The sequence below is a fragment of the Actinosynnema sp. NPDC004786 genome, assembly GCF_053601135.1.
This window is the reverse complement of record NZ_JBSGBG010000065.1, coordinates 1-20,768: the sequence shown is the minus strand read 5'-3', so window position 1 is coordinate 20,768 and position 20,768 is coordinate 1. Positions and strand designations below refer to the sequence as shown.

Genomic DNA, 20,768 nt, shown 5'->3' with positions numbered 1-20,768 from the left:
ACAGTGTCCAGATGGCGGTACGCCGCTGTTCCGCTCGCTCGGGTGACGCACACTGGACGCGCCACTTCGCGCTTGTTGGAGAGCAGATGAGCGGATACGACTACATCAGCGCCATCACCGGCTGCACCACGGACGTCCGGGGCCGGTTCGCGGTGCAGGGGCCCTCGTTCGAGCTGCTCGCGGACGGGTCGGTCGCCACGGGCGGGCCGGGCCGGGCGCCCGGCCCGCTGGACCTGCTGGTCTCGGCGCTGGTGGTCAACCTGCTCAACGTGCTGCGGGCCGACGGCGACCCCGACGCGGACAACCCGGGCACGCGGGCGGTGCACGTCCGCGCGCGGACCTCGCGCTACACGCCGAACCGGCTCAAGGTCGGCCGGGTGCTGGTCGAGGTGGTGGTGGACGGGTTGGCCGAGCCGGAGGTGGACCTGCTGCTGGAGCAGTACCGCGCCGGGTGCCGCGTGCTGCCGGCCGTGTCGACGGTGCTGGACGTGGACATCCAGGCGGTCGTCGGGGCGACCGCCTAGACCGCGAGCAGCGCGCGGGTGTAGTCGTCGCGCGGGGTGAGGACGACGTCCGACGTCGGGCCGTGCTCCACCACCCGGCCGGCGCGCATCACCGCGACGTGCTGCGCGATGTCGGCCACCACGGCGAGGTCGTGCGTCACGAGGAAGTAGGTCAGGCCCAGCTCCCGTTGGAGTTCGGTGAGCAGGTCCAGCACCCGGGCCTGCACGGTGGCGTCCAGCGCGGACACCGGCTCGTCCAGGACCAGCAGTTCCGGCCGCAGGGCCAGCGCCCTGGCGATCGCCACCCGCTGCCGCTGGCCGCCGGACAGCTCGCGCGGCTTGCGGTCCAGGTAGGACTGCGGCAGGCGGACCAGCTCCAGCAGTTCCCGGACGCGGGCGTCGCGTTCCCGGCGGTGGCCGACCCGGTAGGCGTCCAGGGGTTCGGCGACGATGGCGCGCAGCGACAGCCGGGGGTTCAGCGACTCGAACGGGCTCTGGTACACGACCTGCATGTCCCGGCGCAGGGCGCGCAGCCCGGCGCGGCGCAGGCCCGGCACGTCGCGGCCCAGCACGCGGACGGTCCCCCGGTCGGGTCGCTCCAGGCCGAGGATCAGCCTGCCGGTGGTGGTCTTGCCCGACCCCGACTCCCCCACCAGCGCGAACGTCGTGCCGCGCGGCACGGTGAGGGACACGTCGTCCACGGCCTGCGTGCCGCGCCGGGCGGTGCCGAACCGCTTGGACACGGAGACCAGCTCGATCACCGGCGGTCCGGGCGGCGTGGCGGGGGCGGCGCGTTCGGCCCGGCGCAGGTGGGCCTCGGCGATGCCGAGCACCCTCCCCTGCGCCACCCGCGTGGAACTGGCCAGCAGCGCCTTCGTGTAGGCGTGGCGGGGCCGGGTGAAGACCTCGGCGACGGGGCCGGACTCCACCACGGCGCCGCGTTCCAGCACCACCACGGACTGCGCGTTGCGGCTGGCCAGCACGAGGTCGTGGGTGATGAGCACGACCGTGGTGTCGTGGCGGGCGCGGGCGGCGTGGATGGCGCGCAGCACCTCCTGCCCGACCAGCACGTCCAGCGCGCTCGTGGGTTCGTCGGCGATGACCAGCTCCGGGCGTTGCGAGAACGCGATGGTGACCAGCACGCGCTGGCGCATGCCGCCGGACAGCTCGTGCGGGTAGCGGGCCAGCAGGGCCTCGGGGTCGGCGAACCCCACGTCCGCCAGGTCCTGCCGGATCCGGTCCTCGACCTCGCCCGGCGACAACGGCGAGCGGGCGAGCCGGAACGCCTCGCGCAGCTGCGCGCCGATCGTCTTGGTGGGGTTGAGCGAGGCGACCGGGTCCTGCGGCACGAAGCCGATGTGCCGGCCGCGCAGCGGGCGGAACTCCTCGTCGCCGCGCGACAGCACGTCCTCGCCGGCGAACTCGACGCGGCCGGCCGCGATGTGCCCGTTGGGCGGGAGCAGCCGCACGACCGCGTGCGCGAGCGTGCTCTTGCCGGAGCCGGACTCGCCGATCACCGCGGTCACCTGACCGCGCGGGATGTCCAGGGACACGGCCGCCAGCGCGGTGTCCTCGGCGTCGCCGTGCCGGCGGCGATAGGCGACCGTGAGATCGGCGACCCTGACGAGCGGTGTCATGCGTGGTCCTCCTGGAGCAGGTAGGCGAGGCGGCTGAGCAGCACGACCACGGCGGTGAGCGCCAGGCCGGGGATGATGGCGACCCACCAGGCGTGCGCCAGGTACTTCTGGCCGCCGGCGATGAGCACGCCCCACTCCGCCGACGGCGGGGCCTCGCCGAACCCGAGGTAGCTGAGCGAGCCGATGGCGAGCATCGCCAGGCCGAAGTGCAGCGCGGTGTAGGACAGCACCTGGTGGTGGATGCTCGGGACGACGTGCCGGGTGATCACCCGCAGTGGCCCGGCGCCGCACGTGCGGGCCGCCTCGACGTAGGCGAGCGTGCCGGCTCGGATCACGCAGCCGCGGATCAGCCGGGCGAAGCCGGTCGCCTCGCCGACGCCGATGGCGACCGCCGCGACGAACGCCCCGCGCCCGTAGGTGGTGATCACCGCCAGCGCCAGCAGCACGCCGGGGATGGCCATGACGGCCTCGGTCAGCACGCCGAGCACGCGGTCGAGCAGCCCTCCGGGGCGCAGTCCGGACAGCACGCCGACCACCGCGCCGACGACCAGCGCCACGGCCACCGCCAGCAGCGAGGAGAACAGCGAGATCCGCAGGCCGTGCACGACGCGGGAGAACAGGTCCCGGCCGATCTCGTCGGTGCCGAACCAGAAGTCGCCGTTCGGTGCGGTGAACGGCAGGCCGTCCAGCTCGTACGGGTCGTGCCACGTCACGAGCCCGGGGAAGAGCGCGACCAGGACCAGCGCGGCGACGAGCGCCAGGTGGACGTGCAGTTCGCGGACGCGCCGGCGGCGACGGCCGCGGCCCGCGCCGGGCGCGCCCCCGGTCGCGGGCGCGGGGTGGGCGACGGTGGTGGCGAGGGTGTCGGTCACGCCCGGACCTCCGCGGTGGCGGCGCTCGCCGCACGGCGGCGCAGACGTGGGTCGAGCAGGACATAGCCGATGTCGACCAGGGCGTTGACGACGACGTAGGCCGCGGCCAGCACCACGACCAGGCCGAGCACGACGGTCAGGTCGACCGCCTTGACCGAGTCGACCATCAGCCGGCCGAGCCCGACGCGGGAGAACACCACCTCCACCACCACGGTGCCGCCGAGGAGCTGCCCGACCCGCAGCCCGAAGACCGCCAGGAACGGGAAGGACGCGTTGCGCAGGCAGTGCCGGTAGAGGGTGTGGAACCGGCCGGCGCCCTTGGCGGGCGCGGTGACCGCCGCGTACGTGGCGCCCAGTTCCGCGCGCAGGCCGCTGATCAGCACCTGGGCGAACTGGGCCGCGCCGAGCAGCGCCAGGACGGCCGCGGGCAGCACCAGCGAGGCCGCGCCCCGGCTGCCGTTGGAGGGGAACCAGCCCAGCGTGATGGAGAAGAAGTAGACGAACAGGATGCCGACCCAGAACACCGGCAGGCTCACGTACGCGGAGGGGATCAGCGACGCCAGCGAGCGGACGGCGCGCGAGCGCGGGTTGACCGCCAGGACCGCGAGGAGGAAGCCCAGCGGCACCGACGCGGCCAGCGACACCGCGGCCAGGGTGACGGTGTTCGGCAGCACCTCGGCGAGCAGGTGGGTCACCGGCTGCTCGGTGACCAGCGACCGGCCGAGGTCGCCGCGCAGCAGACCGGTCACGCCGTCGGCGTACTGCGCCCACAGGCTGTCGGACAGGCCGACCTCCTGGCGGAGCAGGTCCAGGTCGAGGTCGGCCACGTCGGCCGAGCCGAGGGTGTCGGTGGTGCCGATGCGGGCCAGCACGGCGTCGCCGGGCAGCACGAACAGCAGGAAGAACGAGGCGGAGTAGGCCGCGAGGATCACCGCGGCGGCGCGCGCCAGCTTGGCCGCCACGACGCGGGCGAGGCCGCGGGCGGCGGGAGTGGGTGGGGTGGAGTGGCTCATCGTCGGCTCCCAACGGAAGCCGGGGGCCGCCGTGGACGGCCCCCGGTCCGGGTCACGGCTGGTCGATCCAGGCGTCGCCCAGCCACGGGATGTGGGTGGCCTCCAGCAGCGGCAGGTGCGTGCTGTTGCGGTAGGCCAGCGGCTGGATGAAGTCGTAGAGCGGGATGTAGTAGGCCTTGTCCAGGACGATCGCGGACGCCTGCGCGGCCAGCGCCTTGCGCTTGGCGATGTCCGGTTCGGCCAGGATCTGGGCGAAGGTCCGGTCCAGTTCCTCGTCCAGGCCGCCGTAGGTGGAGCGCAGCACGTCGGCGTCGGGTCGGGTGCCCGAGCCCCAGGAGAACGAGTAGTCGCCGGACTGGAGGCGTTGGTTCAGCTCGGCCTGGGTGAGGCTGCCGAACGCCAGCTCGACGCCGATGGCCTTCCACTGCGACTGGACCACGGCGATGTTCGGCTCGTGCGAGATCGTCGACGGGCTGTAGACGAGGGAGAACGAGAGGCGTGCGCCGTCCTTCGCGCGGACCCCGTCCGGGCCGGGCCGCCAGCCGGCCGCGTCCAGCAGCCGCTTCGCCTCGGCGACGTCGGTCCTGATCTTGTCGGACTGGTCGGCGAAGTACGGGTTGCTCGCGGTGTAGGCGCCCTTCGGGGCGATGTCGATCGCCGAGGCGCGCTTGAGCACGGCGTCCCGGTCGACGGCCAGCGACAGCGCCCGCCGGACGTTCACGTCGTCCAGGCCGGGAACCTCGGTGTTGGCCGCGAAACCCAGCGCGGAACCGGGCAGCGGTTGGCGGCGGATGGTGACGTCCCGACCGGCCGCGAACTCCGTCTTGTCCGCGGGTTCGGTGTTGTGCAGCAGGTCCAGGCCGCCGGAGCGCAGCTCGGCCGCGGCGATGCTGTTGTCCTGGATGTGGCGGACCTCGATCTTGTCCAGGTAGGCGGGTCCCCGGTTCTTCGCGGGTTCCGGCGGCCAGGCGTAGTCCTCGCGGCGGGACAGGGTGTAGCCCTCCTCGCCGCGGCTCTCGGTGGCCACGAACGGGCCGGAGCCGATGATGCCGAGCCCTTCCTGGCGCTTCTCGAACGGCAGCGCGGCGGTGGCCGGCGCGACGATGCCCAGCACCGTGCTGGACGCGGCCTGCAGGAACGACGAGTTCGGCTTGGCCAGGTCGAACACCACCGTGCGGGGGTCGGGCGTGGTGATCTCCTTGAGCGCGCCGATCCACTGGTTGGCCACGGCGTACTTGGCGCCGCCGTCGCGCAGCGCCTGGTAGCTGCGCTTGACCGCGGCGGCGTCGAGCTTCTCGCCGTTGCTGAAGGTGACGTCCTCGCGCAGCGTGAACGCGTACCGGGTGGCGTTGTCGTTGACCTCCCACCCGGTGGCCAGCCAGGGCGCGAACGTGCCGTCCTCGTTGTTGAACACCAGCGAGTCGACCAGGCCGCGCAGCGGGACGGCCAGGCCGTAGCCGGTGGTCGTGGCGGGGTCGAGCGACTTGCCGCCGCCGGCCGCCCGGTACTTCAGCACGCCGCCCCTGACGGGCGTGTCGCTCGCGTTCCCGGCGCCGCCGGCGGCGCCGGCGGCGCACCCGGAGAGCACGAGGCCGGCCGCCGTCAGGAGGACCAGCGCGGCCGTGGCACGTCGGGGTGGCCGGACGCGCCCGGTCGCGTCGTGGGGATGGCGCTTCATCGTGGGGACTCACTCTCGTCTCTGGCTCACGTGCGCCGGTGGCACGTGAGGCAGAACGTTAGGCGCGTTAGAGCCCGTAGTAGATAGCGTCTCGCTATATGAAACTTCTACTGTCGACAGCGGTGTTGACCGTACGGTGTAGCCGCATCCGTCGTAGAACTTCTACTGTGCGTCCGCGAGGAGCCCCGCGTGTCAAAGATCAAGATCGAGGCGACCAGCGCCGTCTTCTACCTGCCGTACTACGTGGCGGAGGAGGAGGGTTACTTCACCGACGAAGGGCTCGACGTCGAGCTCATCCGCAACCGCCCCGCCGACGAGACCGGCCTGCGGTTCATCGAGGACCCGCGCCGGGTGTCGTCCTTCAGCAGCTTCAAGCTGTTCGAGGCGGGCGCGTCGCAGCTGTACAACGCCTGCGAGTGGGGCCAGCTGCGCCGCTCCCAGGACAGCCAGGTCAACGGCAAGGTCGTGGCCCGCCGGGCCGCGGTCGCCAGCCAGGCGATCATCGTCCGCCCCGATTCCCCGTACCACGTCCCCGGCGACCTGGCCGGCGTGCGGGTCGGCGTCAACTTCCACCACGGTTCGCACTACCTGGTGCTCCAGACGTTGGAGGGCTTCCTCGCGCGGGCCGACATCAAGCTCGTCGGCATCAAGGGCAAGGAGCGCTTCGAGGCGTTGCGCGACGGGGACATCGACGCCGTCGCGGTGATGGAGCCGTGGATCACGGTGGCCGAGAAGCAGGGCTACAAGGTGCTCGCCGAGGCCCACTACTACGGCGCGGAGATCGCCAACGACTCGCTCGACGCCGACACGTTCACGAAGATCAACCGAGCGGTCACGCGGGGCGTGGACCGGATCCACGAGGACATCCGGCCCTACCTCAAGCACTTCATCGCGCAGGCGGCGCCGGTCGCGGAACTCGCGCCGGAGGACTTCAAGCTCGGCCGGCTGCGCTACGTCCACCCCGGCCCGTACCCGGAGGACCACTTCAACCGGACGCTGGACTGGGTGGCCAGCTGGGGCCTGATCGACTCGGACAACGACTTCGGCCGGCTCGTCGACACCACCAAGATCCTCCAGGAGGCCTGAGGCCCCGGCCGGACGGCGGCGCCGGTCGCGCCGCCGTCCCCGCGGTCCCGCCATGCCCACCACCGTGAACCGCCGGGCCGTGCTGCTGCTGTGCGGCGCCACCGCCGGCTTCCTCCTGCTGGACATCCACAAGGTGTCCCTCGCCGTCCCGTCGATCGAACGCGCCCTGCGCCCCGGTCCCGCGGGCATCCAGCTGATCCAGGCCGCCTACGTGTTCTGCTTCGCCGTCACGCTGGTGCCCGCGGGGCGGGTCGGCGACGCGGGCCGGCGGTTGGCGCTCACCTACGCCGGCGCCTACCTCTACCTCGCCGCGAGCGTGCTGTGCGCCGTCGCGCCCACGGCCGGTGTCGTCGTCGTGGGCCGCGCGCTGCTCGGCGTCGCCGCCGGGCTGCTCATGCCGCAGGTGATGGGCATCGTCCAACAACTCTTCCCCGCCGCGGAGCGCGGCCGGGCGTTCGGCGTCTACGGCATGTGCGTCAGCCTGGCGACCGCGCTCGGCCCGAGCCTGGGCGGCCTGCTCGTCACCACGCCGCTGCTGGGCTGGCGGGGCGTGTTCGTGATGAACGTGCCGGTGGGCGTGGCGCTCCTCGTCGCCGCGCACGTGCTGCTGCCGGCCGTCGGCAGGGACCAGGGCGGCCGACGCCGGCCGGACGTCGACGTGACCGGGTTGGCGCTCGGCGGCCTCGCCCTGGTCGCGCTGCTGACGCCGTTCATCTTCACCACCGGCCGCCCCGACGACGTGGACGCCCGGTGGCTCGCCCTCGTCCCGGCGACCGGGCTGGCGGCGCTGTTCGTGGCGCGCAGCCGCCGACGCGTCGCGGCCGGGCGTTCCGGCGTGATCGACCCGGCGCTGCTGCGCGTCGCGTCCTTCCGCAACGGCGTGCTGGTGTCCCTGACGTGGTTCGCCTCGGGACCGGGCGTCGCCCTGGCGCTGACCCTGTACCTCCAGGAGGCCCGCGACGTGTCCCCGTTCGTCGCCGGGCTGGTGGTGCTGCCGTCGTCGGCCACGTCCGTGCTGGGGTCCTGGCTGGGCGGCCGGCACGTGGCCCGACTCGGCCGGGTGCTGACCGGGACGGGGATGCTGCTGGTGCTCGCCGCCACGCTGGGCACGCTGGCGCTGCTGCACGGCGACCTGCCCACGGCGGCCGTGCTGGTCGGGATCCCGCTGCTGCACCTCGTGCAGGGCCTGGGAGGCGGCCTGGTGGTCTCCCCCAACCACTCGATGACGCTGATGGACGTCCCGGCCGCGCAGGGCAGCGCGGCGAGCGCGATCGGGCAGCTCGGCCAGCGCATCAGCAACAGCGTGGGCGTCGCGACGGCGTCGATGGCGTACTACTCGACCGTCTACGGGGCCGGCTTCACGCTGACCGACGCCCCGGCCCCGCTGCACCTCGACGCGCTCGACCGGGCCACCGCGGTCGCCTGCGCGTTCCTGGGCGCGGCCCTCGCCGTGGTCCTCCTGGACCTGCGCCGCTCCCGGCGGGATACGCCGCGAGCGCTCCTCGACGCCCGAGCGCGGTGACGGCGACCCCGTCCGCCGGTGAGGAGTCGGAGCGCGAGCCCGCGACGGGCGATCCCGAAGCGGGGTGACTTCGACGCAGGGAACCGGCGGGCACCGCGGGTGACGACGGGCCAGAGCCACCGCGGAGTCGACCATGGACGCATCGGATCGCACCGCCCGCGAGAGCGCGCTGCGGATCGCGTTGAGCCGCATCACGTTCGCCGTGTTCCTCTGCGTCGTCGCCCTCCGCGCCACGCCGCGGGTGTGCGGTGTGGATCACCGGTCCGGCGATGTCCTTGCCGCGTTCCCTTGGTGTTACGGGGATTCAGCCGGCCGTGTGGGTCAGGTCGACGGTCAGCGGGACGGCGCTGCCCAGCGTGTGGCCCACCGGGGAGGAGGCGGTGACCTTCGCGTGCAGCGCCTCGATGTCCTCGCGCGGGGCGTCGGACTCGATCCGGACCTTGGCGGTGATGGTGTCGAAGCCCGCGTGGCCTTCGGCGAGTCCGAGGAAGACGTGGAGGTCGATGTCGCCCTTCAGGTCGATGGTCAGGTTGTCGATCCGGATCCCGGCCACCGTGGCGTTCGCCGCGTACCCCACGGCGAGGCAGTTGCCCAGCGCGCCCAGGAGCTGCTCGACGGGGTTCGGCGCGGTGTCCGTGCCGCCCAGCGCCGGCGGCTCGTCCGACGGCACCGGGTCGAACCCGCGCACCCGCGCCTCCGACTGGAACCCGCCCTTCCACGTCACGTGCGCGGCCCAGGTGGTCTTCGCCTTGGCGGCGTCCTCCCGGACCGCCGCGACGAGGTTGCCCACCGACTGGATGTCGACGTCGTTCAACGGGTGCTGCACTTCCACGGTCATCGCTGATCTCCCGGCTCGGTCACCACGAACGCCCGTCAGAGTGCCGCTTCCCGGCCGTCCGCGCGCCCCGTGCCGGATCGTGGGAGACCGTGACGGGCACGGGCGACTGTGGTAGCGACCGGTCCGCGGCGGAGCACCGCCACGGGGTCGGGATCGGAGCACCTCCCGGTCACGGGTGTCCGGAACCACGATCGGGGGTAACCCGAAGCTGAACCACCGAGACACCGGAGGTCGAGATGCACCCGTTTCCGTTCGTCCCCTGGGCGTGGCGTGACCCGTCGTGGCTTCCCGACGCCGACACGGACGCCGGGCGTGACACCGCGGGCACCGGACAGCGGCCCGACACCGGCCTGATCGGCTACGAGGTGGAGGCCACCGACGGCGGCATCGGCAAGATCGACGAGGACAACGCGCAGGTGCCCGCCGACTGCATCATGGTGGACACCGGCCCGTGGATCTTCGGCCGCAAGGTCGTCCTGCCGGTCGGCACCGTGGCGCGGGTGGACCACGACGAGCGCAAGGTCTACGTGGACCGCACCAAGGAGCAGATCAAGAACGCGCCGGAGTACGACCCCTCCGACACCGACCACGAGGACTACCGCCGGCGCACCGGTGACTACTACACCGAGAACTACCGCGCCATTCCCCCGTTGATGTGACGGTGATCCACCCACGGGCGCCCTCGGTCCGCGCACGGGCCGAGGGCGCCTCCGTCGGGGACGCCGTCCCGCCCTCACGGCGGTGCGCCGGCGTGCAGGCGCACGAGTTCGGGCACCCGCCACCGGTCCCCGTCGTGGGCCACCGGCTCGATCAGGCACGCCCGCGCCAGCGCCGCCAGCGCCCGGCGGGCCGTCGGCTCCGGCAGCCCCAGCCGCGCGGCGGCCTCGGCCGCGGTGACCTCCGGCGTGCCCGGCAGCACCCGGTAGAGCCGGAGCTGGACCGGGTCCAGGTCGGCGCACGACCGGTCCAGCGCGGCCGACACCGAGAGGTCGCCGCAGGCGAGGTCGTGCAGCCGGGTCGCGGGATCGGCCAGTTCGGCGGCCAGGGCGGCCGGCGTGCGGGCGGGGTTCTCGGCGAGCAGGGCGACGACGATCCGCAACGCCAGCGGCAGCCCGTCGCACAGGTCCGCGACCACCGCCGCCGCGGCGGGATCGGTGGCGATCCTGGTGTCGTCGGGGTCGAGCGCCGTCAGCCCGCGGTGCAGCAGGTCCACCGCCCGCCGCCGGTCCAGCGGGCCGAGCCGCACCAGCACCGCGTCCAGGTCGGCCACCGCGTTGCGGGCCGTCACGAGTACCGCGGTGTCGTCGTCGGAGGGGAGCAGCGACCGCGCCACCTCCCCCTCCCCCGCGTCGTCGATCACCAGCAGCACCCGGCGTCCATCGGCGGCGTAGGCGGCCAGCACCGACCGGTACAGCCGCACGCGTTCGAGGTCTTCGGCGGGCACGTGACGGTCCGGGACGCCGGCGGCGCGCAGGAACGCCCCGGTCGCCCGGTGCGCGGCGTCGTGCCCGGCCGGGCCGGAGCGCTGTCCGCCGAGGTCCACGAAGAACACGCCGCCGGGGAACCACCCTCGGCCGACGGCGAGGTGCGTGACCTGCGCGGCCAACTCGGTCTTGCCCACGCCCGCCATCCCGGTCACGGCCGCCACGCGGGCCGTCCGGCCCGGTTCCAGGACTTCCGTGAGCGCGGCGACCTCCTGGTCGCGGCCCACGAAGGCGGTCGAGGCCGGCGGCAGCCCGGACAACGCGGGCGTGATCCGCGGCGGCAGGGTGACCGTGATGTCGCGGCCCTGGACGACCGCGGCGAAGAACAGGCCGCCGCTGATCGTGTTCTCGACCCGGTCAGCCATCGCCGCCTCCGGACAACGCCTCCTCCAGGTTGTCGAGGGAGCTGCGCTCGCCGTGCTCGTCACCGATCTCCCGGAACACCGCGACGGCCGCCCGGTGGTGGTCCGCGGCCTCCGCGAGGTCGCCACCGCCGGCGAGCGCGAGCCCCAGGTTCGTCAACGCGACGCCTTCGCCGTACCGGTCCCCCGTCTCGCGGCAGATCGCCAGATCCCGCCGGTGCGCGACGACCGCCTCGGTGAACCGCCCTGCGGCCTGGAGGACGAGGCCGAGGTTGTCGTAGCCACGCCCCTCGCCCTCGCGGTCCCCCAGGTCGCGGAACATCCCGATCGCCGTCTCGTGCGCCGTGATGGAGTCCCCGACGCGGTCGGCGTCGCGCAGCGCGAGGCCCAGGTTGTTGTAAGCGCTGGCCTCGCCGTGCCGCTCGTCCACGGCCCGGAACAGCGCGATGGCCTCCTCGTGCGCGTCGACGGCCTCCGCCAGCCGGCCGACCTCCTGCAACGCGATGCCGAGGTTGGTGAGCGCGATCGCGCGGCCGCGCCGGTCGCCCAACCCGTGGTAGATCCGCTCACCGCGGCGGTGCGCCTCGACGGCGTCCGCGAACCGGCGCACCTCGGCCAGCCCGAGGCCCAGGCTGATCAGCGCCAGCGCCTCGGCGCGGCGGTCACCGGCCCGGCGCGCGATCTCCAGCGCGGCCTCCGTGGTGGCCACCACCTCGTCGAAGCGCCGCAGGTAGCGCAGCACGTTGCCCAGGTTGTTGAGCGCGATGCCCGTCCCGCCGAGGTCGCCGATCCCCCGGTAGATCCGCTCGGCGGCCCGCAGCGCGTCCAGGGCTTCCTCGAAGTGCCCCAGTTCGGCGTGCGCGATCCCGAGATCGGTCGACGCCCTGGCCTCCGCCCGCCGGTCGCCGAGGGTCCGCGCGGCGGTCACCGCGACGCCGGCCAGCCCGACCCAGTCGCCGAAGTGGCGGCGCAGCAAGAGGAAGTCCCACAGGGCCAGGGGGAGGTCCCGGGCGACCGCGGCGTGGCCGGGGGCGGCCGCGTGGGTGGCCGCGACCAGGTTGAGGTACTCGGCGTCCAGCCGGTCCAAAGCCGTCGCCCGGTCGGGGAAACCGTGCGCCGCCGGGTCGGCGACCTTCGCGTCCAGGTGCGCGTTCGCCGCGCGGGCGGTGCCGAGGTAGTGGTCGAGCAGCCTGGTGAACGCGAGGTCGCGCCCGTCGGCGACCGCCTCGCGCTCCCCGTGCCGCGACGCGTGCAGCCGGACCAGGTCGTGCATCCGCCACCGCCCGTACACCGCGCCGGGGTCGACGAGGTGCGCCCGCGCCAGCACCTCCAGCCCCCGCCGTGCCGCGTCGGCGGAGGAGTCGGTCAGCGCGGCCGCGGCGGGCGTCGACAGGTCCGGGCCGGGGTTGACCGACAGCAGCCGGAAGGCGCGCGCGACGTCCGGGGCCAGCCGGTGGTAGGACAGGTCGAACGCGGCCGCCACGGCGCGGCCCGGGTGGGCGATCTCGTCCAACCGGGTCGTGACGTCGGACAGGTCGCCGACCATCGCCGCCACCGGCCGGGCCGGGTGCTCCGCCAGCAGCGCGGCGACGATCTGCAGCGCCAGCGGCAGACCCGCGCACAGCCCGGTCAGCGCGACGGCGGCGTCGGGGTCGTCGTCGATCCGGGTGTCACCGGCGTGGCGGAGGGCCAACGCCCGGCGCAGCAGGTCGACCGCCTCGTCGCGCGGCAGGGGTTCGAGGTGGAGCTGCCGGGCGTCCAGCCCCGCCAGGGCCTCGCGGGACGTGACGATGGTCGCGGTGGCGCCGTCGGTGGCCAGCAGGGGCAGCACCTGCCGGCGGTCCGAGACGTTGTCGATGACCACCAGCACGCGCCGGCCGCGCTCGGCGCAGGCGGCCAGCAGCGACCGGAACAGCCGGGACCGGTCCTCGGTCGCGGCGGGGACGTGGTCGTCCGGGACGCCCATCGCCCGCAGGAAACCGCCGAGCGCCCGGCCCGCGGTCAGCCGGTTGAGCGGTTCCGGGTCGTAGCCGAGCATGTCCACGAACAGCACCCCGCCGGGGAACCGCCCGGAGGCCAACGCGTGCCGGGCCGCCTGCGTCGCCAGTTCGGTCTTGCCGATCCCGCCCAGGCCGCCCACCGCGCCGACCAGCACCGGGTTCGCGGCGTCGCGCCCCAGCAGGTCGAGCAGGACGGCCAACTCCCGGGCGCGGCCGGTGAACGACGGGGAGGCGCGCGGCAGCCCGGCCAGCGCGGGCGGGATCTCCGGCGGCAGGGTGACGACGATGTCGCGGCCCTGGACCACGCCGGCGAAGAAGACGCCGCCTTCGATCACGTTGCCCGTGTCGTCGGTCATCGGTCGCGCCCCTCCCGGATGTCGTCGGCGGTGGACGGGGAGGAGCCCCAGCCTGCCCGAACGCGATCGTCACCGACAGGACGGGAAAGCCACAGCACGGCAACGGAATCGGACGCGCGACGTGCCCGATCGGCGACCGGGCCGGACGGACGGCGCGACCGGACGGGCGTGCGACCGGACGGCATCGCGACCGCACCGGCGACGCGACCGGACAGGCGACGCGACCGGACAGGCGACGCGACCGATCGGCAGCGTGGACCGGGCGGGCGGCCACCCGACCGGGCGGGCGCGGCACGCCGTCACCGGCCGGCGCGGTGGCGGTCCAGGACCCGGTCCACCAGGCGGGAGGACGCGCCCGGGTAGCCGGTCGGGTCGCACAGCTCCCGCCACCGCGCCGGGTCGCCGTCGTGCCCCAGCGCGCGCAGCCGGCGCACCAGGACATCCGCGACGTCGCCGGTGGTGGCGGTGACCTCGGTCATGAGGCGCTTCGCCGCGACCTTGCCCAGCAGCGGGGTCAGCGCCGCGCCGAGTCGTTCCGCGACGATCGCGCCGCCGGTGAGGGCGAGGTTCTCCCGCATCCTGTCCGGGAACACGACCAGGCCGCACGCCAGGTCCGCGGCGTTGCGGGCCGCGCCGGCGGCGAGGCGCAGGGCCTCGCGCAGCGGTTGCCACTCCGCGTGCCAGCCGCCCGCGGAGCGCTCGTCGGGCACGACCATGCACTGGTGCAGCACGGAGACCAGCGCCGGCACCTGACGGGCGGCGGTGAGCACGGCGGTGGTGTAGACGGGGTTGCGCTTCTGCGGCATCGCCGAGGAGGCGCCGCGCCCCGGCGCCGAGGGCTCGGCCAGTTCGCCGATCTCGGTGCGGGTCAGGACCTCCACGTCGGCCGCGAGCTTGCCCAGCGTGCCGGTGACCAGGCCCAGCGCGTTGGCCACGTCGACCACCGGCAGCCGGGCGCCGTGCCAGGGGATCAGCGGCGCGGTGAGCCCCAGGTCGGCGGCGACCTGGTCGACCAGGACGAGGACGTCGGCCTCGGTGAACTCCTGGTAGGCGGCCAGCGTGCCGGCGGCTCCGCCCAGCGACACGGGCAGGCCGTGCGCACGCAGGTGGTCGAGGCGGTCGACGGCGTCGAGGACGGCGTTCAGCCAGCCCGCGGCCTTGAGCCCGAAGGTGATCGGCACGGCGTGCTGGGTCAGGGTGCGGCCGGCCATGGGCGTGTCGCGGTGCTCGCGGGCCAGGCCGGCCACCGCGTCGGCGGTCCGCCGCAGGTCGCCGAGCACGCGGTCGAGCACGGCGCGGCAGACGAGCATGGTGGCGGTGTCGAGGATGTCCTGGCTGGTGCTGCCGCGGTGGACGAAGTCCGCGGCCTCCGGGTCGATCCCGGCGACGATCCCGGTCAGCTGGGCGACGAAGCCGACGGTCGGGTTGCCGGTCTCGCGGACCCCGGCGACGAGGCCGGGCCAGTCGAACGCGTCGGCGTCGACCCTGGCGAGCGCCGCGGCCGTGGCGGGCGGGACCATGCCGATCCGGGCCTGCGCGCGGGCCAGGGCCTCTTCGACCCTGATCATGGCGGTCAGCCAGGCGCGGTCGTCCAGCAGGTCGTCGATCCCGGTGTCGGCCCAGCCCGGTGAGAGCAGGCCGCGGTCGGAGTGCATGGCGGGTCCTTTCAGGCCGTGGCGGGTTCGGGCACCGCGGCGGCGCTCGGGTGCAGGCACTCGCGGGCCACCGCGTCGGCGTCGCCCAGGATGACCGAGTTGACACCGGGTCTCACGCCGGCGGCGGTGGCCCAGTGCACGGTCTCGGTGGGCACGCCGAACGCGAAGCGCCGCGGGTGCGGCCGTCCGCGCGCGTCGAGCAGGGCGTAGGGGCGGGGGGTGACGGCGATGCCGCCGGTCTCGTACCACCCGGTGGTGCGGTTCGGGATGCGGTTGAGGGCGCAGTCGCCGCGGGCGAGCAGGCGGGTCAGCAGGGGGTCCGCGGTGCGCCGGGCGTCCACGTCGGGCAGCCGGGCCTCGATGAGCGTGCGGGCCCGGTACTCGGCTCCCGGCACGAGCGGGCTGCGGGCCAGGAAGCCCCGGCCGTCGTCGCGGTGCTCCACGACCATCCCGGCGCCGACGACCGTGAGGACCCCGGCCTCGATCAGCGCCACGGCCTGCTCGACGCGTTGGACGGGCGGGCCGATGGACAGGAACGCGTTGAGCGGCGTGAACCAGTGGTCCAGGTCGTCGCGGTAGGAGTCGCCGGTGAGGCCGCCGTGGTCGACCAGGAGCCGGACCTCGTTGCGCAGGTCGCGCAGGACGTCCAGCGCGGCCTTGAGCGGGCCGCGCACGTTGCCCCGGCGCGCCTCGCGGATGTCGGTGTCGAGGTAGGACAACAGCCAGTCCCGGAACTCCGCCGGTCCGGAGAACCGGGTGCGGCACGGGGTGGCGACGGAGTCCCAGTCCCAGCGCGGCGTCGAGCCGAGCCCGAACCGGCGCAGGAGCCCGTCCTCCGCCCGGTCCGTCGGCGCGGTCTCGGCCAGGTCGCGGAACTCGCGCAGGAAGCGTGCCCCCTCGGCTTCACCGGACCGGTTGACCACGGTGGTGGCGTAGTAGACGGCGCGGACCTCCCGGTCGACCCACGGCCAGACGTCGGCGCGGAAGTCCAGGGGGCCGGCCGCGCGCAGGGCCTCGATGCGCCGCGGTGTCAGGAACAGCGGGGTGTGCCGGCCCGACGCGCCCTTCTGGTTCTCGCCGCGCGCGTGGTAGGGCACGCCGCGGCGCGAGCCGGCGATCAGGTGCGGTTCGCCGCCGGAGGGCTCGTAGCGCAGCCGCCCGTCCCGGTCGTGGCGGAACACGCCGCCGCGGCCGGCGGTCAGCAGCGCCATGTGGTCGAAGAAGTTCAGGCCCAGGCCGCGCAGGATGACGGGCTCGCCGCCCGGGACGGCGTCCAGGTCGACGTCGGCGGGGCTGTGCGGCGGGTAGTAGCGCAGCCCGTCACGGGCGGCGAGGTCCTGCAATCGCCGCTGTGCGGGGGTCGGCGTGGTGCCGAGGTGGCCGAGGGCGAGGACGACGGAGTCCAGGCCGGTGAGCCGGTCACCGTTGGCGAGGACGACCGTTTGCCGGCCGTCGTCGGCGTCGAGGAGGTCCGTCGCCCGGTGCGGGTGCCGCGTGATGACCAGGTTGGCCGGGGCGTGCTCGACCAGGTGCCGCAGCGTCCAGTCCAGGTAGTGGCCGTAGAACGCCCGCGTCGGGTACGAGTCCGGGCCGAGGGCGAGCGCCTCGCGGCGCACCCAGTCGGGGAACGCGGCCGAGGCGGCGACCGAACGCGCCCACTCGTGCAGGCTCGGTCCGGGCACGACCGGGCCCGCGCAGTCGACGCTGTCGTCGACGAACACGGTGACCTGCGAGGCGACGGTGTTCATCAGCAGGTGCCGGGACTGGTCCGACCGCCACACCTGCCCGCCGACGCCCAGCCGGGGGTCGACCAGGTGCACGCGCACGGTCCGGTGCGGGGCCTCCCGGGCGTTGGCGCAGAGCCGTTCGAGCACCGACAGGCCGCGCGGGCCGATCCCCACCAGGCAGATGCCGCGGGCGTCGCCGGGATCCCCGGGCTCGCTCGGGCGCGGGACGTGCGTTGGACCGCTCATCGCCGAAGTGTGCTGGGGCAGCGGTCGGCGACGGAGCACGGAACCACGAAGCGACCACTCGACGTGCTCCCGACCACGCGCCGTCGCCCCGCCGCCCGCACGTTGCGCGCGGATGACGGCAGGGTTGACCGATCCCGATCGGGTCAAGCACCATTGAGTCAATGAACGCTGACTGGTCTGCCCGGACGGTGGCCCGCGCCCGCGTGCACGCGGCCCTCGGGGAGCCCGCCCGGCTCGCGGTGGTCGAACTGCTCGTGCTCGGCGACGCCTCGCCGGGCGAGGTCGGCCGCCGGCTCGGCCTGCCCAGCAACCTCCTCGCGCACCACGTCAAGCTGCTGGAGCAGGCCGGGATCGTGGAGCGGTCCCGGTCGGAGGGCGACCACCGGCGCACCTACCTGCGGCTGCGCACCTCGGCACTGGCCGACCTCGTGCCCGGCGGACGCCGGCAGGCGCCGCGCGTGGTGTTCGTGTGCAGCCGGAACTCGGCGCGCTCGCCGCTGGCTGCCGCGCTGTGGCAGCGGCGCAGCGCGGTGCCCGCCGCCAGTGCCGGCACCCGACCGGCCGAGCGCGTGCACCCGTTGGCCGTCGCCGCCGCCAGGTCGCACGGCCTGTCGCTCACCCGCGCCCGTCCCCGCCACCTGGACGAGGTGCTGCGGCCGGACGACCTGGTCGTCGCGGTGTGCGACAACGCCCACGAGGAACTCGCCGACCACGACGACCGGCTGCACTGGTCCGTGCCCGACCCGGCCGCCGTCGGCACGCCGGACGCCTTCGACGCCGCCTACCGCGACCTCGCCGACCGCGTCGACCGCCTGGCGGCGGCCGTGGACCCGCTCCGGGGTCGTCGTGAAGGCGATCGCCGGGGAACCACCACGCCCATGACCGGAGGACGAGCACGGTGAACCGCGCCAAGCCCGAAGTCCTGTTCGTCTGCGTCCACAACGCCGGCCGCTCGCAGATGGCGGCCGCCCTGCTCCGGCACCACGCGCTGGGTCGCGTCACGGTCCGTTCCGCGGGGTCCGCGCCCGCCGCCGAGGTCAACCCGGCCGCCGCCGCGGCGCTGGCCGAGTGGGGTCTGGACATCGGCGACGCGGTCCCGTCCAAGCTGACCACCGAGGACGTCGAGGTCTCCGACGTCGTCGTCACCATGGGTTGCGGCGACACGTGCCCGGTCTTCCCCGGCAAGCGCTACCTCGACTGGGACCTCGAAGACCCGGCCGGCCAGGGGGTGGACGCGGTCCGCCCGATCCGCGACGACATCGACCGCCGCGTCCGCGGCCTGCTGGCCGAACTGCTCGACCGGCCCGCCTGACGCCTACTGCCGTCCCCTGTCGCGGTTCTCTGTTCTCGACGGCAGCCGCCGTGCCTTGTTCTCGACGGCAGCCGCGGTGCCCCGGTGGCGGTGGTGTGACCGTCACCGGGGCACCGCGCGGGTGGGCGGCTACTTCGCCGCGCCCTCCAGGGCGACCAGCGCCGCGGCGAGCGCGAAGTACTTGCTGGTGCCCAGGTCGCGGACGGTCTTGATCCCGAAGGCCGCGTCCAGCTTCTCCGCGTCGCCTTCGCTGACGCCGGCCAGCGCGGCGACGGGCGCGTCGAGCACCTCGGACACGGTCAGGCCCTCGTAGGCCTTGTCCAGCTGCGAGTCCAGGTTGATCGAAACAGCCACGGGTGACTTCCCTTCACGGGGTAGTGGATCATGACTTCGTCACCCTATCGGGTATTTGTCCGGTCTGGTGAGGCGGTTCGGCCCTCACGCCTGATCAGCGGGAACACCGGCCGGCGCACCGTCACCCGGGCGTGGCCGTCAGGAGCTCGGCATCATCACCGCGTCGATCACGAAGACGGTGGCGTTGGCGGTCGGGATGTTGCCGCACAGCACCTTCGCGCCGTTGACGGTGACGTCGTCGCCGGAACCCGCGACCGCGAGGGTGCCGCCCTGGACGGTGGGCAGGTTCGCCGACGCCAGGATCCCGTCCTTGTCCATGCGCTGCGGCACGACGTGGTAGGTCAGGATGGACGTCAGCTTGGCCTTGTCGGCCAGCACGGCGTCGAGCGCGTCCTGCCCCAGGGCGTCGAAGGCGGGGTCGTAGGGCGCGAAGACGGTGTACCGGGCGTCGGCCTTGTTGAGGGTGTCGACCAGGCCGGCGGCCTGGACGGCGGCGACGAGCTTGGTGAGCAACGGGTTGTTGCCCGCCGCGGTGGCGACCGGGTCGTCGACCATGCCCTCCAGGGAGCCTTGGTCGGTGGCCGCCGAGGGCAGGCCGGCGCAGCCTTCGCCGAACACGTCGCCGGTCTTGGTGACGCCGTCGCCCATCGCCGCGCTGGTGGTCGTGGTGGCGGCGGCCGAGGTGGTGGTGTCCGAGGCGGCCTGGTCGCCGCCGCCGCACGCCGTGGCCGTGATCAGGATCGCGGCGAGGACGCCGATCGCGGACGCGAGCCGGGTGCTGCGCATGGTGTCGCTCCTTTGTGGACGGTGGCCGGAACTGTGCTTCCCGACCTGTCGTGGGTGGTTCGGCGCCGGGGGCGCGCCGGATTGGTCGATCCCCGGAGGAGTGCGCGGGGTCGGTTCACGGTCGGGCGGTGAAGACGATCGTGTGCAGGCCGGTGGCACCGTCCGGGATGGGCTCGGCCCGTTCGCCGGTCTGGGTGTGACCGGTCCGGTCCGTGGCCCTGACCTCGAGGGTGTGCGAGCCGGCGGGGAGGTCGAGCTCGGCGCGCCACATGCGCCAGGTGTCGACGTTGACCTCCGCGCCGAGGGTCGCGGTGCGCCAGGGGCCGCCGTCGAGCCGGACCTCGACCGCGTCGATGCCCTTGTGCTGCGCCCAGGCGACGCCCGCGGCGACGAACCGACCCGCGGGGACCCGGTCGAAGGCCCTGGGCCGGTCGATGCGGGACATGGTCTTGATCGGCGCGCGTCGTGCCCAGTTCCGCCTGGTCCAGTACGCGTCGAAGGCGGCGAAGGTGGTGAGTTCGGCGTCCACCAGCCACTTGGTGGCCGAGACGAACCCGTACAGGCCGGGCACGACCATGCGCACCGGGAAGCCGTGCTCGGCCGGGAGCGGTTCGCCGTTCATGCCGACGGCGAGCAGTGCGCCGCGGTCGGGCTCCATGACGTCCGCGACGGGGGTGCCGCACGTCCAGCCGTCCGCGCTGCGCGTCGCGAGCTGGTCCGAGCCCGGCCGCACGCCCGCCTCGGCGAGGACGTCCCGCAGGGACACGCCGATGAAGTCGGCGGTGGAGATGTACGGGCCGCCGACCTCGTTGGACACGCAGCACAGGCTGACGGTCCGCTCCACCAGCGGCCTGCCCAGCAGGTCGTCGTAGGTGAGCACGAGTTCCCGGTCGACCATCCCGTGCACGCGCAGCCGCCAGTCCCGCGCCCGCAGCCTCGGCACGGACAACGCGGTGTCCACCCGGTAGAAGTCGGCGTTGGGCGTGATGAACGTCGGTGTGCCGTCCGCGGTGAAGTCCGCGCCCGCCGGGATCGGTGGCGCGGTGACGTCCGGGGTGAGCCGGATGGCGCGGCGGGACTCCTCCACGTCGACCCGGCGGCCGACGACCTGCCCGGCCGCCGCCGTGAGCCCGGCCGCGGCGGCGACGGCGGTCGAGGTGATCAGGAAACGACGGCGGCCCAGGCCGGGGACCGACCAGTCCACCGCCCGCGCCGGGCCTGCGATGACGGGAGCGCTGTGGTTGGTGGCGGTGCCGTCGATGGCCGCACGGTCGGTGGCGGCACTGCCGGCGGCGGCCCGGTCGGCGGCGGCGCGGTCGGCGGCCGCGCTGCCGGTC

18 protein-coding genes are annotated in these 20,768 nt (G+C 74.3%); 6 read left to right on the top strand and 12 right to left on the bottom strand.

Annotation, left to right across the window (positions count from 1 at the left end; all coding sequences use genetic code 11):
• The first annotated feature begins 86 nt into the window (after window positions 1-86).
• Entirely contained in the window at window positions 87-524 is a 438-nt protein-coding gene (locus ACWEFJ_RS35990; RefSeq protein ID WP_378094461.1) for a hypothetical protein, read from the top strand.
• Here ACWEFJ_RS35990 and ACWEFJ_RS35985 read toward each other — a convergent pair.
• From ACWEFJ_RS35985 to ACWEFJ_RS35970, 4 genes are read right to left on the bottom strand one after another with little or no spacing between them, the layout of a single operon-like run.
• A complete protein-coding gene (locus ACWEFJ_RS35985) occupies window positions 521-2,140 on the bottom strand; it encodes an ABC transporter ATP-binding protein (RefSeq protein WP_449716512.1) in 1,620 nt (539 codons plus the stop codon). The genes ACWEFJ_RS35990 and ACWEFJ_RS35985 overlap by 4 nt on opposite strands.
• Window positions 2,137-3,012 (bottom strand): ABC transporter permease, encoded by an 876-nt coding sequence (locus tag ACWEFJ_RS35980; RefSeq protein WP_378094457.1) that lies wholly within the window; start codon window positions 3,010-3,012, stop codon window positions 2,137-2,139. Before ACWEFJ_RS35980 ends, ACWEFJ_RS35985 begins: the two co-directional genes overlap by 4 nt.
• Window positions 3,009-4,025: an ABC transporter permease gene (locus ACWEFJ_RS35975; protein WP_378094455.1), complete on the bottom strand. Its 1,017-nt coding sequence runs from the start codon at window positions 4,023-4,025 to the stop codon at window positions 3,009-3,011. Before ACWEFJ_RS35975 ends, ACWEFJ_RS35980 begins: the two co-directional genes overlap by 4 nt.
• Before the next feature lie 52 nt (window positions 4,026-4,077).
• Window positions 4,078-5,703, bottom strand: a complete 1,626-nt coding sequence (locus ACWEFJ_RS35970; protein WP_449716511.1) for an ABC transporter substrate-binding protein — start codon at window positions 5,701-5,703, stop codon at window positions 4,078-4,080.
• Window positions 5,704-5,892: 189 nt separating this feature from the next.
• Here ACWEFJ_RS35970 and ACWEFJ_RS35965 point away from each other — a divergent pair, with 189 nt between their 5' ends.
• Both ACWEFJ_RS35965 and ACWEFJ_RS35960 read left to right on the top strand, forming a co-directional pair.
• Window positions 5,893-6,789, top strand: a complete 897-nt coding sequence (locus ACWEFJ_RS35965) for an ABC transporter substrate-binding protein (RefSeq protein WP_378094451.1) — start codon at window positions 5,893-5,895, stop codon at window positions 6,787-6,789.
• A gap of 52 nt (window positions 6,790-6,841) precedes the next feature.
• Window positions 6,842-8,311 carry an MFS transporter gene (locus ACWEFJ_RS35960; protein ID WP_449716510.1) on the top strand — a complete coding sequence of 490 codons (1,470 nt, stop codon included), beginning with the start codon at window positions 6,842-6,844 and terminating at the stop codon, window positions 8,309-8,311.
• 304 nt (window positions 8,312-8,615) lie between these two features.
• Here ACWEFJ_RS35960 and ACWEFJ_RS35955 read toward each other — a convergent pair whose 3' ends face one another.
• On the bottom strand, window positions 8,616-9,149 hold the full coding sequence (locus ACWEFJ_RS35955; protein WP_449716509.1) for an OsmC family protein: 534 nt from the start codon (window positions 9,147-9,149) through the stop codon (window positions 8,616-8,618).
• A gap of 236 nt (window positions 9,150-9,385) precedes the next feature.
• Between ACWEFJ_RS35955 and ACWEFJ_RS35950 the strand changes: the two genes are divergently transcribed.
• Window positions 9,386-9,808 (top strand): PRC-barrel domain containing protein, encoded by a 423-nt coding sequence (locus tag ACWEFJ_RS35950; protein ID WP_449716508.1) that lies wholly within the window; start codon window positions 9,386-9,388, stop codon window positions 9,806-9,808.
• A gap of 74 nt (window positions 9,809-9,882) precedes the next feature.
• On the opposite strand, the gene ACWEFJ_RS35945 is transcribed toward ACWEFJ_RS35950, so the two are convergent.
• From ACWEFJ_RS35945 to ACWEFJ_RS35930, 4 genes are all read right to left on the bottom strand, one after another.
• Complete coding sequence (locus tag ACWEFJ_RS35945; RefSeq protein WP_449716507.1) at window positions 9,883-10,998, bottom strand: AAA family ATPase; 1,116 nt, start codon at window positions 10,996-10,998, stop codon at window positions 9,883-9,885.
• A complete protein-coding gene (locus ACWEFJ_RS35940; protein WP_449716506.1) occupies window positions 10,991-13,351 on the bottom strand; it encodes an ATP-binding protein in 2,361 nt (786 codons plus the stop codon). Before ACWEFJ_RS35940 ends, ACWEFJ_RS35945 begins: the two co-directional genes overlap by 8 nt.
• Before the next feature lie 299 nt (window positions 13,352-13,650).
• On the bottom strand, window positions 13,651-15,006 hold the full coding sequence (gene pcaB / locus ACWEFJ_RS35935) for a 3-carboxy-cis,cis-muconate cycloisomerase (protein WP_449716505.1): 1,356 nt from the start codon (window positions 15,004-15,006) through the stop codon (window positions 13,651-13,653).
• An 11-nt stretch (window positions 15,007-15,017) separates the two neighbouring features.
• Window positions 15,018-16,979, bottom strand: coding sequence for an FAD/NAD(P)-binding protein (locus ACWEFJ_RS35930; protein ID WP_378094435.1), 1,962 nt, complete (start codon window positions 16,977-16,979; stop codon window positions 15,018-15,020).
• Between the two features lie 161 nt (window positions 16,980-17,140).
• Between ACWEFJ_RS35930 and ACWEFJ_RS35925 the strand changes: the two genes are divergently transcribed.
• Together ACWEFJ_RS35925 and ACWEFJ_RS35920 are read left to right on the top strand one after the other, a co-directional pair.
• Window positions 17,141-17,881: an arsenate reductase/protein-tyrosine-phosphatase family protein gene (locus ACWEFJ_RS35925; protein ID WP_449716504.1), complete on the top strand. Its 741-nt coding sequence runs from the start codon at window positions 17,141-17,143 to the stop codon at window positions 17,879-17,881.
• Window positions 17,878-18,291, top strand: a complete 414-nt coding sequence (locus ACWEFJ_RS35920) for an arsenate-mycothiol transferase ArsC (protein WP_449716503.1) — start codon at window positions 17,878-17,880, stop codon at window positions 18,289-18,291. Before ACWEFJ_RS35925 ends, ACWEFJ_RS35920 begins: the two co-directional genes overlap by 4 nt.
• A gap of 129 nt (window positions 18,292-18,420) precedes the next feature.
• On the opposite strand, the gene ACWEFJ_RS35915 is transcribed toward ACWEFJ_RS35920, so the two are convergent.
• From ACWEFJ_RS35915 to ACWEFJ_RS35905, 3 genes are all read right to left on the bottom strand, one after another.
• The gene (locus ACWEFJ_RS35915) at window positions 18,421-18,645 is read right to left on the bottom strand and encodes a hypothetical protein (protein WP_378097031.1); all 225 of its coding nucleotides are present in this window, start codon (window positions 18,643-18,645) and stop codon (window positions 18,421-18,423) included.
• A 138-nt stretch (window positions 18,646-18,783) separates the two neighbouring features.
• Window positions 18,784-19,431, bottom strand: a complete 648-nt coding sequence (locus tag ACWEFJ_RS35910; RefSeq protein WP_449716502.1) for a fasciclin domain-containing protein — start codon at window positions 19,429-19,431, stop codon at window positions 18,784-18,786.
• 115 nt (window positions 19,432-19,546) lie between these two features.
• On the bottom strand, window positions 19,547-20,768 hold a 1,222-nt coding region (locus ACWEFJ_RS35905), incomplete at its 5' end, for a molybdopterin-dependent oxidoreductase (protein ID WP_449716501.1).